The organism is Paenibacillus sp. RU5M, assembly GCF_900221055.1.
Lineage (GTDB): Bacteria > Bacillota > Bacilli > Paenibacillales > Paenibacillaceae > Paenibacillus > Paenibacillus marchantiae.
On sequence record NZ_OBQM01000002.1, the window covers coordinates 174,053 to 188,520 of the forward strand.

The window sequence follows — 14,468 nt, forward strand, 5'->3', positions numbered from 1 at the left end:
GATGAATCTTACCAAGTGTGTTTACCATTTAACATTCTCCCAATCCCTCTGGCATTCTTCCCGAAATCTTTGCACCCATTGTTCAGAAATCTCGTCTGCGATCGGGTCAAAGGACGGGGGCGATACGGCAACACCGTCAGATTGAACATCCAAAAACTCTAGCACTTTCATAACGGTCCCCTCGTAATCTGCTATAAAATCCTCATAAACAATCGTCAGCGGCACAATGCCTGACTCGGACAAGAAATCTTCAATTGCTGCTTCGCACATGTTACTCTCCACAAGCAGATGTTTAATCGCTTCAAAGTTATATTGATCAGCAATATCTTGTAACTGAGGGCTGTCTCCATGCTTGCGGTGCCATTCACCCGAGACGATGGCTCTCCACCACGACACAGCCAATCTGACTTTGTTGCGACGCGTCATGTAAATATGCTTGGTGCAATTAGGGAAACCCGTACTCCATACCTCAGCCCGCGATAACGCTGTTGGCAGACTATAGAGACTGCGGAATGCGTCAATCCATCGTTGTTCAAAATTAATTTTGATTCCGAATACTCCGTTCGACGTTGTTCCCTGATCCCAGATCTGCTCTAGATCTTCACGCTTTAATGTGTCTGGGCTCTTATGCTGATAATGCAGCCACTCCCTCGGATATCCTGCGACACCCGTAGAACTTAAGGCTTCACCCAGCAAAGTACTGCCGGTTCGTTGGGAAAACCAAATGGTATAACTTTGAGTAGGTTGTTTCATATCGCTGCCTCTCTTTCTCCCCTTAGGGGTAGTTTCATACCAAAAAGCACTACAAAATCTCCCTTCTATGTGCAATAAATTGGGTGGAATGCATGCAAAAAAGCCATAGATGAACTAATGTTCATCTACAGCTTGTAACAATAAGAGAACCATATGAAATAAGAAGCGTTTCCGGATTTCTCCTCTGCACGCAATAATGATGAGCGTCCACGACAGGGGTGCACAAACATGACTGTCCAAACGCCAACACCAAAAACATTGGTTAAGTCACTTGCTCATGCGTATTCAGTTATCGATTTAGAATTCGCCCTGTCTGGAACATGTTCATCTTAACCACCCGTCACACATATTTGTTGTTTATTGTATTCGCTCCACCGTAATCCGTCAAGATAATATTAACTTAGTTGTTATTTTCTTCATATCACTGAACATCATATGCTGTGATTTCAACGATCATAACCCAGATAGGGAATTTCTCTGAGATTAAACATTAACTGATTCACTTTCCATACACCATTACTGTAAACTAGTTCAATATTTCGATCATTTACATAATGAGAATCACCCGTTAATGTATTTCCGATTACGAACGATTGGGATAATGTCGCTGTTGTACTGCTTGTATAATAAACGGAAGTCTCTGGAGCATCATATACCATCCAATCACTTACTAGATCCTGTCTCTTGAGAATAAATTGGATTAAATCTTCAGTGAAATAAGGCTTGAAATACGTACTGACCTGCTTTATCTGAGACAAGCCTGAAATTTCATTCAATTTCTCTGACAAAACATTTATTCTTCCCTTTGTTATTTTCACAGAATCAGGTATTTGGATGGTCTCCTCTTGCATACTTACAATCATGTTTTGTTTATTCAAATGGATGGTTGCCTGTTTAGTTTGTGGATTCCACTCTAGCTTGGCTCCTAACGTTTGGCTAACAAATCGCAGCGGAACATATGCTGTATTTCCAATTATTTCAACAGGAGAATCCATTCTAATGATCTGTTCATTCACTTTCGCATTTTTAAAGTTAACCACAAGCCAAATTTCTTTTTCATCCGTTTGAATTCGAATGCTCTTCCCTTCCTTATACCACGTTACTTCTGCTCCCAAGTTGCTGGACACAACCCTCAAAGGAATTAACACCCGGTTATTGGACAATACGCCAGTCCCAATCTCTAGCGTCGCTTCCTCAGCTGAACTCGGCGTTGAAAACGCGGCAAACATAACACACGCCAGTAATGCTAAAGTAAACTTTTTTAATATCATTTGGAACCCCCATGAGGAAATGTTTAACTAATTAACGCTGATTTCTCAATGAAAGTTACCTTTCTCCAAAAAAAGTTAAAACAGCTAAAGCTTATACGCCATGCAACTGTCATCGCTCAAGCTAGGCGCTCACTTGTATGGGTGGTGTTTCCCTCTCCCTGACGACAAGGCGTTTATGCGCTACGATAAGAAAAGGCAGTCCAAGGGCAGTGGTCAGTGCCAGCGGTACAAAAACGAACAGGCCATTCCCCGTCCCATATTGAGTTAATAGGAGCCCTCCAAGAATCGGTGCCATGACGCTTCCCAAGTTGTTGAATCCAATTGTGCCAAAGTAGGTCCCTTTCCATTCAGGTTTGGCAATACGGTCAATCAGAACATCCATCATGGTGAACATGAGCACTTCCCCAATGGTGAACAGAATGACACTAATCATCAGCAGCATAACGCCTTCAGCTATGCCAAACAGGAACAAGCTTGTTGCGACCAGCACGTTTCCAAGAATGAGGGGCACAACCGGCGGGAATTTGCTGGCTACCCGCACAATCGGGAATTGGATTACAAGCACAGTCAACGCATTGAGTGAAAGCATATAGGAAAACACTTGACTTCCATGTTCAAAAAGAGGATTCTGGGCCACATACTGAGCCAGGGTTGAGCTAAAATGCCCATACCCGAGCACGCAAAACGTAGTCCCGATAAGTACTGGAAAAAATACACGGTCGCGTCCCGCAGTAGCGAGTGCATCTCGTAAACGAGGTGCACTGACCTGAACATGTTCCGGCAGATTTGCGCGTTGCAATCGAAATTGCAGGAACAAAACGAGGCCGTAAACGATATATACCAACCCGGAGATCATAAACGGAAACGTAGACTCCGCTGATCCAAGCTGAAGACCGATAATCGGTCCAAACACAACCCCCAGATTAATGGCTGCATATCTGAGGTTGAAGACAAGCAGTTTATTTTGCGGTGGAGTAATATCCGATAGAAGTGCACGTGACGTAGGCTCAAACACGGCGCGGCATAATCCGTTTAACGTATTGGCTACAAAAAATACCCACAGATGCTCAGCTGCTGAAAAGATGAAGAAAACACAGGCCCAGCCAAATACGGAGACCATCATGACCACTTTGCGGCCGATTCGATCCGAAATATAACCTCCATAAAAGCTGACCATAACCCCCGCTAGAGAACTAACCGCGACGGTAATTCCAGTCTGTGTGGGTGTAGCTCCCAGTACCTGAGTCAGATAAATGGATAAAAACGGGATGCTCATGGACGTAACAAGACGTCCAAACATCGTTCCAACAATGATGGTCCAAGCTAAAGGGTGAATTTGACGTAAATGTTGCTTCATGCGTATGGTTCTCCTTCTCCTGTTCTAGATGTTTTTGTCTCAGATGGGCTACCTTTGCCCTATCCCTTTATGTATAATTGTATGGATAAAAGGGGGAAATAAAAGTGTAAGAAAACGTGAGCACATTTCACCCTTTAAGAAGGAGCACTTCATATGGATACAGCAACAACCCATTATCTGCGTCTTGCCACAGCAAAAGAACTTTCTCTTAAATTTCATGAAGCGGTTCCGGTAACGATTGAGAGCCTTTCCGCTGCCCTATGCTGTACTCCACGCAACGTGAAGTTTATTCTGCGCAAGCTGGAGGAACAAGGCTTTATACACTGGCAGCCCGGGCGTGGCCGGGGTCATCATTCTGAGATGACATTGCTGCGCAGTGTGAATGAGGCGCTCGAGGAGAGTTTTTTGGAGCTCATGGGCAGAGGCAAAATGAAGGAAGCGATCGAGTTGATCGGCAGCACAGAGAAGAATGATGCTCTCCGGGAGCGACTGCTGAATTCGTTGAACAAGCAGATGGGATTCCACAGTCATGCCGAGAGCTCTTCCGGTCAGGACGTGCTTCGCATGGTGAGGTCACGAAGGTTGGCAGAGCTGGACCCTGCTTTTGTGTATACTGCTTTTGAAACCTATCTGCTTGGGCAGGTATGCAGCACGCTAATCACCTATGACGCCAAAACAGGAACCTTCCTGCCGGATCTGGCGCATATGTGGGAGTACAACGAGGATCAAAGAGTTTGGATTTTCTATCTGCGCAAAGGTGTGCGATTCCACCATGGTCGGGTAATGACATCCCGAGATGTCCAAGCTACATTAGAGCGCTTGCGCACTGTAGACAGTCCATTCATTTGGCTGTACCGGGATATTGAGCGTACCGAAGTTGTCGGGGATTACTGCATTCGTTTTTATCTAAGTCGGCCTAATCGCTTCTTTCTGCACTTGCTTAGTTGTGTCTCCATGACGATTCTCCCCTATGATGTCGATGTAACCCAACAATTAATCGGTACCGGACCTTTTCGGATCAATGAAATAAATGAAACGGTGTTGATCATAAGCGCATTCGATGCCTATTATGGAATCCGTCCTCATCTGGATCGAGTAGATATCTGGTTTGTGCCCAATCTGGGTCCTTATGAACGTCATTATGAGTTACCAGGAACAGACCGACTTAAATTGGCTACAGACGATACGGGGAGCAACAGTGTTGATTATCCAGCAACAGGATGCCGATATATGCTGATTAATTTTCGTAAAGCCGGTATTCACCATCAACTGGAATTTCGGCAAGCCATGCGCATTGTTTTCGATCCAGTCGCTTTGGTGAGGGAACTTGGCAGCAATCGAATTACACCGGCAAACAGCTTTCTTCCCTGGAAAAGCGCAGAGCATGCTTGGCGCGAGTCTTCACTTGAGGATGCCCGTGAGCTCCTGTACAGCAGCGGATACCAGGGAGAAAAGATCATACTTGCTTATACTGTAGCTAAAGATCAAAAAGAAGCAGAATGGCTTAAACAACGCGGAGCCAGCATCGGTTTATGTATTGAGTTGCAACCCTTCGTTGAATTTCCCAATGTGAGAGAAACAAGCGAAGCCGATTTGATTATCGCAGAAGAAGTTTTGGAAGATGACTGGCAATTTGGCATGATTAATTTTTTCATCAACAAACGTAACTATTTTCATATTTGTTTATCACCCGATTTACAGTCCATATTTTATCGAAAGATGGAGAATTTCCTTCAGCAGAATGAAGAGCAAAGGTCTGTGATGCTCAATGAAGCCGAGGATTTGCTTCGCGATAACTGCTGGATATTGTACGGCTGCCACATGAATAAAAAAGCCCTGCTTAATCAAAGTCTCTTTGGCCTTCATACCGCTGAGTTTGGGTTTATGGATATCTCCAAACTATGGATCAAAAATCAGTAATTTAGTCATTCCCGGAATGGGACAATAGCAAAAAGGCCGTTAACTTATCCATGGATAAGTTAGCGGCTCCATTGCCAATCAAGAATCCGTTCCTACGGAATGTTGAATTCAATTGTAAGTAGTGGGATATTTCTTTATTTTGTAGAATTCCTCCATCACTTGCATAATGGATTCACTTTTAATTGGTTTGCTTACATACGCATCCATTCCAGCCTTCAGACATTTGTCCATATCCCCACGAACTGCGTTCGCAGTAACCGCAACAATATAAGGGCATGCCTCTGGCCGCATTAATTCCTTAATGGCTTTGGTCGCTTCGAATCCATTCAGTCGAGGCATGTGCACATCCATAAATACAATATCGTACGCACTTCTTTTGACAGCTTCCACTGCCTCTATTCCATTCACTACATAATCGACAAGATGTCCCTTCTTCTCAATCATCCGACGCAGAACAAGCTGGTTCACCTCATTGTCCTCGGCAATTAGAATACGAAGTTGATCTGTTTTATTCTTTTTCTGTTGTAAATCGTATCTGTTGAACTCCTCCATGTTGCTGGCTTTAAACGACACCGTAAACATAAATGTAGTCCCCGGATCGTCGGACTCTTCAATCCAAATATCACCGTGCATAAGCTCTACAAGCTTCTTGCTGATGGCCAGTCCAAGTCCAGTACCTTGAGGCTTGCGCGTCATGAAATTCTCCAATTGGTAGAAGGCTTCGAATAAATGCTTTCTTTTCTCCACTGGAATTCCAATCCCTGTATCCTTCACCTTGAACTGAAATTGAACGTCATTGTATTCTTGTCCGGTAACCTTCACCTCGATCTCAATACTGCCTTCCGGGGTGAACTTTACTGCATTACCAATAATGTTGGTTAGGACCTGTTTTAGACGGTAAGCATCTCCGAACAAAGGAACAGGAATGGCGTCATCCAGGCTTAAACGAAGATCCAACTGTTTCTCCCGAATCATTGGCGTTACGATATTAACCGTCTCTGTCACAATTTCCTTAAGATCAAAGGGCTCATCCACCAGATCGGTTTTACCCGACTCTATTTTGGAAAAGTCCAGAATATCATTGATAATCGCAAGCAACGAATCCCCACTTTTTTGGATGATTTCAATGTATTCCTTTTGTTCTCCACTAAGACCAGGCGTATCCAGAAGCAAATCCGTCATCCCAATCACGCCGTTCATGGGTGTACGGATCTCATGGCTCATCATCGCCAAAAACTCACTTTTGGCCTTATTCATTCGTTCGGCAGTCTCTTTGGCTACAAGAAGCTTTTTCTGTTCTGTTATATCCTTGGCAATCAGGTAGAACCCTACGTTTTTCTCATTAATAATGATTGGCGCAAGCGTTGCCAAAACTTCTGTCTCTGAACCATTTACGTGCTGAACGGCATTGATTTCTTTTTCAGCCATCTCATACTGGCTATTGAGAATAAGTCCGAGATGATACGGTCCGATAAACCGGCATATACTTGTTCCAATCATTTCCACAACCGGGCATCCAGTCATTTTCATAGCTACCGGGTTAGCATTTATGATATTGCCGTCCATATCAAAAGAAATGATGGCATCATGATTATATTTTTTGAGTGAAGTATAACGTTCCACCGATTCCTGAAGTTTGAATTCGACGAGTTTACGCTCCGTAATATCCTGCAAAGTTCCGTTCAGCTGAATCGGTTGTTGATGCTCATCAAAAGTAACTAACCCTCGCAGATGAATATACTTTTCTTTACCAGCTGAGCCCAAATGCCGATATTCAAAATCAAGCGGTTGGCCTGTTTTCACCCATTCAATACAGTCCTTCAACCGCTGCTCCTCCGCCTGTTCCATGAATGCAAAGATATCGCTAGCCATATACTGCTTGTTGTTATCAATTTCAAACATCTCGTATATCTGATCGGACATGGAAACATGGCCACTCAGCATGTTCCACTCCCAACTGCCGATCATGGCTATCCGTTCAGCCTCTGCACTAATTTCCTCATGTTTCTTTCTCTCCGATATATCGCGACCAATGGCAAGGATTTGTTGTTCTTGCCCAGGCTCCCCGATAACCTTATAGGTGGTCTCAAACCAAAGAGAATGCCCATCTTTATGGCGAGCCTGCAGATTCAACATATGACCTGTGCTCAAATCGATTTGCGAGACACGTTCCAGGTCCTGCGAGTGGAAAACAGCGGTATTGTTCTTGCCCACCACCTCTTCTGGTGAATAACCAAGCAGATTATAAATGGAAGGAGAACAATAGCGACAAATCCCGTCAATGGTCGCAATATAGATGATTTCTTGTGCATTATCAGAAATAAGTTTGAACATTTCTTCCGTTTGAAGCAGTTTTAGTTCGGTTGTTTTATGATCCGTAATATCTACAACGTGGCAAATAAAATACAACGGTTCACCGCTGACCTCGTTTCGAGCCAATGATATATGCAGTGATATCCATAAAATATCTCCATTTTTCTGAATATAACGCTTTTCGTATTTGTACTCACTCAATTTACCTTCACACAGTTCGCGCTCGTACATCAGATCCTGTGCTAAATCATCGGGATGGGTGATCTCCTGGTAATGAAGATGGATTAATTCTTGAGCTGTATAACCCAGCATACTGCAAAAAGCAGGATTCACTTTCATCCACTGTCCTGTTGGAGCAACAAGTGCAATCCCAATAGGTGCTTGATTATAAATCTGCTCAAACAATTCGTGATGATCGACCTTTTGAACCTGCATCTTAAGCTCTCCTTTTGGTGTATAAACACAATATTTGCTTAATACCCGAATTTTTAATTGTTGAAACATCTCATTTTCTAAACGTTTGTGTCATTAAAGCAGAATAGACCTGGATTCTATTCGCATGGAATCCAGGCAACTTTGTTTCATTTCATATAAACCATGTTGAACATGGGAATGGGTTTTAGTCAGAAACGATTTTACCGCTCCCGTCCAATGATGTAATCCAACAGATGCCTTAGAAAAGAAATCGGCTTCGGCATTTCGTTCAGCGCATCGGTTGCGAGACAATAGTGCTCCCACATCTCTTTCTTCGCGCCATCTTCACCCAGAATGGATACAAAGGTTGAGCTGTTGTTCCGTACATCCTGACCTGCCGGCTTACCGAGTACCCGATGATCCCCTTCCAGGTCCAGCAGGTCATCCTTAATTTGAAAGGCGATACCCGCATGATACGCAAACTTCTTTAAGGAGGCAATCTCCATTTCCTTCACCTGAGCCAGAATGGCTGGCATCACAAGTGCAGCCTCGAAAGCAATACCTGTTTTGTAGAAACAGATCATGTTCAATTGTTCCAGGGTCAATGCTTTGCCTTTGGCATTCAGATCCATCGCCTGTCCCATACACATATCTTCTGCTTTTTCAGCGGAATATTGAATCAGGGTAAGCACGGTTGCGGCATCAAACTGATTGAGGGAAGATTGCTCGCCAATGGCCTTTTGAATGAGAAATAAACCTGTCAATTCTGCTGTTGCGCTGTTATGCACCTGATGTAAGGTAGAGCGCCCCCGCCTGGTCGAAGCATTATCCTGGGTCGGCAGATCATCAAAGATCAGTGAAGCCGTATGCATGTATTCCAGTGATCTTAGAAGAGGAATGATAGATGATTCATGCAGACCATATTCACGCACACCCATCACCCAGGTCAGGATGGGCCTTAGCCGTTTTCCATCTCCTTGTAAACTGTAATTCGCTGCATCAATAAGTGTGCCTTTCATCTCCGGAAGTCCACCCGGCTTGGATATCTGCAATTCAATATTGATCTGTTCACGAACCGTGCGAATCGTATCCAGAAAATCCTGTTTTTCCTGCTTGTCATTCTGCAATTGAAGGATGACCTGATCCCGCAGCAATTTATCCAGGAAATCCACATCATCGGCTTTTCGCACCATTTGCTGAATGAGGCGATTGAATTCAGGTTGTCCGGAGGCAAAGATGTTCATCACTTCGTTGTATTGTTCTTGACCCAAACGCTCTCTACAACGCTTAAGACCATTAAGAGCCCGATCCAGTATGACCTCCCGGGTCTTCGCATCTGAATGGTACACCTCATGAATCAGATAAGAGATAACCGCCCAGTATAGTTCATACGGATTGATCAGACCGGGCCGCAGGTCACGATACTTCAGATAGTAAGTATAAGGAGTTACTGCCTCCTCCTCCATATCGTCAAACATATCAGCGAAATCGTCCGCGAGCTGATTATAAATGCCATAGTAGAATGTCCGCAGATCAAAACCTTCATCCGCAGATGCACTGAGCACGGAACGAACAATGAGTCTGGAGGATGAGGATTTAATAATGATTGGAATATAAAGTTCTTCATTAGAATAATTCGCGTTCGATAGTTTCTTGGCACGGTCTATTTCCTGAGATTGAAAGAATACATAGGATTGCTCGAAGAATGTGCGCTGCGTCTCAGGGCGCTGGTAGTTCTTGATATACTCGAACGCATCACGCAGCTCGGCATGAACATATTGAATGACTTTGAGATTGGCTCCCTTCCATTCGCCGATATCCGGCACAATCCCGGTGAGAAGCGCATTGCGAATCAAGAGAGAATACTGTTCCTTCTCTTGCGCAGTCAACGCCTGCGAATCAAGCAGGTCATCAATAAATGGATAGGTCAATCCGTAAGAATAACCGAGCCTAATCGCAGCGTCCAGCCTCTCGGAACGTTCTACCTGGGGAGTCTCATCATTCATATCATCGTTCACATGCAGAACAACACCAAGAATGATCTTGAGCAGCTTGCGCTGTGCCTGTTCTGCATCCAGTTCTTTGGGAATATTGGAAGCAACATTTTTCAATTTGCTGATCACCCAGATAACAGCTGTTTCCACGTTCTCCTTCTGGGCCCAGCGATACAAAGCGGCCAGACTGATATAATCCGGGCTTCCCTTGCGGTGGGTTGTATTTGAACGCATAAAATACGCTTTGGTATCCTGAGCGACACGCTGAATGCGTGCTTGGGTATCCAAGGAGTCCAGGGCTTTGCCCAGATCTCGCATATAAATGTAAGAAATACTGCGATCCAAGTAATCATCCAGTTTGCCTGTAACATTAAGCCAATGGATATATCTATGAGCATCCCGGGAATCAGGTTTTCTTTGACTTGGTGATAAAAAAGATAACCAGGAAAAAGGTTGAATATGTTTTTTTTGCCACAAGTGGATATCTTGCGTAAGTGCAGTGGTATACGTGTTATTCAGAAGTTGTTCATGAAGAGAAGTAAAATACTGAGCTGCCTTCTGCTCAGCCAACCGATATCCTGCATCAGCCTGATCTGTGAGTACGTTATTCATAGGATGGATACCTCAACTTCTCATAATGTTAAACATGTATCCATGAAAGGAGTTTGAGGGTGCTCCATGGACGAAAACTGATGTGAATTCATGCAACAACAAATTCGCCAGCTCATGTTTATAACCTTTATACGGCATTCCATCCGTTTGGTTACGAAATCGTCATGGACGCTTCAATCCTATGTGGTTTTACAAAATCGAAGACCATACCTTCACTGCTGTAATGGCGATAAGAACCATCAGTCCATACCGAAGCAGTCTCACATTAATCATTGAACTCACTTTGGAACCGAGTGAAGCACCGAGCAGACTCCCGATAACCGTATAAATGATGGGCTCCAACGGAATGTCCCCACCCAGAATTTTTCCCACCACCCCACCAATGGCGGAGATGAACACAATCGCAAGCGAAGAAGCAATGGTCGTCCGGGTAGGGATCTTAAGCACGGTGAGCATGATCGGAATCAATATAAAAGCACCACCCGCACCGACAATTCCCGAGACGATCCCTACGGCAAGAGCTGCTCCTGCCGCAACATATGTGTTAAATGTTACCTGACCAGCCGAGCCTTCTGTTCCCTTACCGGGAATCAGCATAAGTACAATCGCGATAATGGCCAGAATGCCATAGATCAGATTGATGACTTCTCCATTCAGGTGACCGGATATGAAGCCGCCAATCAGACTGCCGACCAGAATACTGGAGCCCATGTAAGCCACCAGACCTTTATGAATGAGAACTTCGCTCTTTTTCCCGTTCCCTGCTCTTCTAAGGTAGGCAATCACACCAGCGAGCGAGGCAAAAAACACCTGAAACATGCTGATCGACGACACCTCATGTGCCGAGAACGGTTCCAGCCCCATGAGAGAAGGTACATACAACAACAGCGGGTAATTAATTATGGCTCCACCTATACCCAACAAACCGGAGAAGAAGGAACCGACCAGACCCAGTATAAACATGATGACAAAAAGCAGAGTATCCATCGGTTTTTCTTCCTTTCTTGCGGTGTAAAAAATGATGCAAAAAACAGTATACGCAGTTAAAATAATCGGCTATAATAAAACCAAGTAAATTAATCCGAAATGAGTGATTAAGCATGTTTAACGTGTTGAAGACTCTTTTTGAAAATAAATGCCCGCAGTGCAACGAAAAATTACAAGTTCACAGTGATGCGTTATGCGCTACAAAAACATGCTCCCAATGTCACTACAAAGAAGAGAGCTATGGCTCTCTAGGTGTGCGTATTGTCTATGACACCACAAAATGATAAAAGACGCATGCCTGCTTATTGTATCATGATCTCTGAACTCCCGGGATGACTATATAGAATTATTTTCATAATAAATACTCTTCTTATATTGATTGCAAAAAAAACGGTGCAGAACGATTTATTCGTTCTGCACCGTTTTTTCTTTTATTTCTCAGAGACGGACTAGACTACCTTACTGTCCAAATCTTATTTTGTTTTGAAGCTGAGGAATCCATCATCTACTGCAACCGTTGTACCATTCACTGCACTGGCAGCGTCACTGAACAGGAAGGCTACAACACTCGCAACTTTCTCCGGTTGAATGAGCTCTCCGCGCATATGTTGGGTGGCAAGCGCATCCTTCATCGCTTTGTCATCACCCAGAATCGGTGTCTCAATAAACCCTGGCGCTACACCAACCACACGAATGCCATGCTCGGCAAGTTCCAAAGCACCGGATTTGGACATCATCACGACAGCCGCCTTGGCTGCATTGTAGTTAAAGCTTCCCACAGCGGCAATACTTCCATAGATCGATGCTGTATTTACGATGGTGCCTTGTACATTCAGTTCAACCATTTTTTTGGCGCCATAATACATACCGTAATAGACACTGTGCTGGTCAACATCGATTACTCTGTGATAGGATTCCGGGTCCATTTCCAGAAATGGCTTCACAAGTCCAATGCCCGCGTTGTTGAAAATACCGCTCAATGTTCCGTATTTCTCTACGGTCCAGTCGATCAGGGCTTTGATCTCATCTCCTTTGGACACGTCCACTTTGTATGCTCCGGCTGTGCCACCACCTGCTTCAATCTCAGATGCAAACTTTTTGGCACCCTCTTCGTTATAGTCTGCTACAACAATCGTTGCACCCAGATCCGAAAGCTGAAGCGCTGTTTCTTTACCAATACCACTCGCTCCGCCGGTGATAATGATTACTTTTCCATTTTGTTCAGACATAACGTAGGTCTCCTTTGATAAGAACATATTGTCATATCCAGCACACAAATCCATTACATAGTCTTGCTAGTGTGAAGCTAAATATTCATCTGACTCGGATGCAGGGTCAAATTTTTCCTTACTCATAAACCAAGCAGCCAATAGAGCAATAACGGCCGGAATGATGGCCCAGGCAAACGTATGAACGATGGATGAGGACAATGCTTCTGTAATCTTATCCAACATTGGCGCAGGAATATCAGCACGAGTATCCGGTTTTAGGACTAAGCTAGGATCACTCAGATTCACGCCACCACCCTGCTCACTACCATTACTATTTCCAAAGAAGGAAACCAATTTACTCGCAAATACGTGACTCTGTACGATACCAAATACCGTAATTCCCAACGTCATACCGAGTTCCCTATTGAAGTTAAGGGTTGAGCTGGCAGAACCGCGCTGTCTTGCTGAGAAACCGTGAATGGCTGCATTGCTCAATACAGAGAACGAAGACCCAATGCCCAGACCAACCAGAATCATGAAAATGGTCACCATAAATCGGGAGGAATCCGTCGTTAACGTTGTCAGCAAGGCGATACCAATGACCAGCAGCGCAAGTGTGGGTAACATGATGGAGCGGTATCTGAGCTTGGTAAGCATGGCTCCTCCACCCGCAGCTGTTACAACTGATCCAAGCATCATCGGCAGCAGAACCAGACCGGAGTTGGTAGCTGATCCACCAAGTACGCCCTGAATATAAATGGGGATATAGATGGAAGCTGTAATAAAGGCTGCACCGCTAAATATAGCCATTAGATTGCTGGTGGAGTACAGCCGGTTTTTGAACATGCTGAATGTAATAATTGGTTCTGCCACACGCCGCTCTATGAACACAAATGCAGTCATCAGCACGGCGAACGCAGCAAACAAACCCACAATCATGCTGGAATTCCAGGCATATTCCTTGCCTCCAAGTTCAAGTCCAAACATGAGGCACACGATGGAAGCTACCAGTGTGAATGCGCCAAAATAGTCGATTTTCTGTTTGGAATGCTCTACGGATTCTTTATAGAAGAATGCAATCATGACAAAGGCGATCAGACCAAGTGGCAGGTTGATATAGAAAATCCAGGACCAATGAATGTAATCAGTGAGATAGGCTCCGAGAAGTGGTCCGAAAATACTGGATAAACCAAAGACTGCACCAAATAGTCCCCCCACTTTACCCCGTTTGTCTGCGGGAACGACATCGAACATAATGGTAAATGCAATCGGCATCAACGCACCGCCGCCGATTCCTTGAATCGCACGATAAATGCTGAGCTGAATGATAGAATCCGCTGTCCCGCACAATGCAGAACCAATCATAAATACAATGATTCCAAAAATGAAAAATCGCTTGCGGCCATACATATCCGATAGTTTACCGAAGATCGGCATACCCGCCATCTCTGCAACCATATAGGCAGAGGTGACCCACATTAATTTATCAAATCCGCCAAGATCACCCACAATGGTACCAATTGCAGTGGCTACGATGGTGTTATCCATCGAAGCCATGAGAATGGCAAGCAGCAAGCCTGCAAGAATAACGCCTAATTTATTGCTTTTTACCATGATTATTTTTCCCCTTATCCAT

9 protein-coding genes are annotated in these 14,468 nt (G+C 44.3%); 1 reads left to right on the plus strand and 8 read right to left on the minus strand.

Annotation, left to right across the window (positions count from 1 at the left end; genetic code table 11):
* Positions 1-21: 21 nt before the first annotated feature.
* From CRO25_RS06550 to CRO25_RS06560, 3 genes are all read right to left on the minus strand, one after another.
* Complete coding sequence (locus CRO25_RS06550; RefSeq protein WP_079694390.1) at positions 22-753, minus strand: Stf0 family sulfotransferase; 732 nt, start codon at positions 751-753, stop codon at positions 22-24.
* Between the two features lie 446 nt (positions 754-1,199).
* Positions 1,200-2,024, minus strand: coding sequence for a stalk domain-containing protein (locus tag CRO25_RS06555; RefSeq protein WP_079694391.1), 825 nt, complete (start codon positions 2,022-2,024; stop codon positions 1,200-1,202).
* Between the two features lie 121 nt (positions 2,025-2,145).
* Positions 2,146-3,381 carry an MFS transporter gene (locus CRO25_RS06560; protein ID WP_079694392.1) on the minus strand — a complete coding sequence of 412 codons (1,236 nt, stop codon included), beginning with the start codon at positions 3,379-3,381 and terminating at the stop codon, positions 2,146-2,148.
* 153 nt (positions 3,382-3,534) lie between these two features.
* On the opposite strand from CRO25_RS06560, the gene CRO25_RS06565 reads away from it, so the two are divergent.
* Positions 3,535-5,301 (plus strand): ABC transporter substrate-binding protein, encoded by a 1,767-nt coding sequence (locus CRO25_RS06565; RefSeq protein ID WP_079694393.1) that lies wholly within the window; start codon positions 3,535-3,537, stop codon positions 5,299-5,301.
* A gap of 108 nt (positions 5,302-5,409) precedes the next feature.
* Here the strand turns inward: CRO25_RS06565 and CRO25_RS06570 are convergent, their stop codons facing one another.
* From CRO25_RS06570 to CRO25_RS06590, 5 genes are all read right to left on the minus strand, one after another.
* On the minus strand, positions 5,410-8,049 hold the full coding sequence (locus tag CRO25_RS06570) for a PAS domain S-box protein (RefSeq protein ID WP_179132103.1): 2,640 nt from the start codon (positions 8,047-8,049) through the stop codon (positions 5,410-5,412).
* A gap of 200 nt (positions 8,050-8,249) precedes the next feature.
* On the minus strand, positions 8,250-10,634 hold the full coding sequence (locus tag CRO25_RS06575) for a polyprenyl synthetase family protein (RefSeq protein WP_079694395.1): 2,385 nt from the start codon (positions 10,632-10,634) through the stop codon (positions 8,250-8,252).
* A 189-nt stretch (positions 10,635-10,823) separates the two neighbouring features.
* Entirely contained in the window at positions 10,824-11,621 is a 798-nt protein-coding gene (locus CRO25_RS06580; protein ID WP_079694396.1) for a sulfite exporter TauE/SafE family protein, read from the minus strand.
* Positions 11,622-12,094: 473 nt separating this feature from the next.
* A complete protein-coding gene (locus CRO25_RS06585) occupies positions 12,095-12,850 on the minus strand; it encodes an SDR family NAD(P)-dependent oxidoreductase (RefSeq protein WP_079694397.1) in 756 nt (251 codons plus the stop codon).
* A 66-nt stretch (positions 12,851-12,916) separates the two neighbouring features.
* Entirely contained in the window at positions 12,917-14,446 is a 1,530-nt protein-coding gene (locus tag CRO25_RS06590) for an MDR family MFS transporter (protein ID WP_079694398.1), read from the minus strand.
* Positions 14,447-14,468: the final 22 nt, after the last annotated feature.

Bases quoted from the DNA above. Each gene is read 5' to 3' on its own strand.
- CRO25_RS06550 (WP_079694390.1), bottom strand. From the start codon at position 753: ATGAAACAACCTACTCAAAGTTATACCATTTGGTTTTCCCAACGAACC.
- CRO25_RS06555 (WP_079694391.1), bottom strand. From the start codon at position 2,024: ATGATATTAAAAAAGTTTACTTTAGCATTACTGGCGTGTGTTATGTTT.
- CRO25_RS06560 (WP_079694392.1), bottom strand. From the start codon at position 3,381: ATGAAGCAACATTTACGTCAAATTCACCCTTTAGCTTGGACCATCATT.
- CRO25_RS06565 (WP_079694393.1), top strand. From the start codon at position 3,535: ATGGATACAGCAACAACCCATTATCTGCGTCTTGCCACAGCAAAAGAA.
- CRO25_RS06570 (WP_179132103.1), bottom strand. From the start codon at position 8,049: ATGCAGGTTCAAAAGGTCGATCATCACGAATTGTTTGAGCAGATTTAT.
- CRO25_RS06575 (WP_079694395.1), bottom strand. From the start codon at position 10,634: ATGAATAACGTACTCACAGATCAGGCTGATGCAGGATATCGGTTGGCT.
- CRO25_RS06580 (WP_079694396.1), bottom strand. From the start codon at position 11,621: ATGGATACTCTGCTTTTTGTCATCATGTTTATACTGGGTCTGGTCGGT.
- CRO25_RS06585 (WP_079694397.1), bottom strand. From the start codon at position 12,850: ATGTCTGAACAAAATGGAAAAGTAATCATTATCACCGGCGGAGCGAGT.
- CRO25_RS06590 (WP_079694398.1), bottom strand. From the start codon at position 14,446: ATGGTAAAAAGCAATAAATTAGGCGTTATTCTTGCAGGCTTGCTGCTT.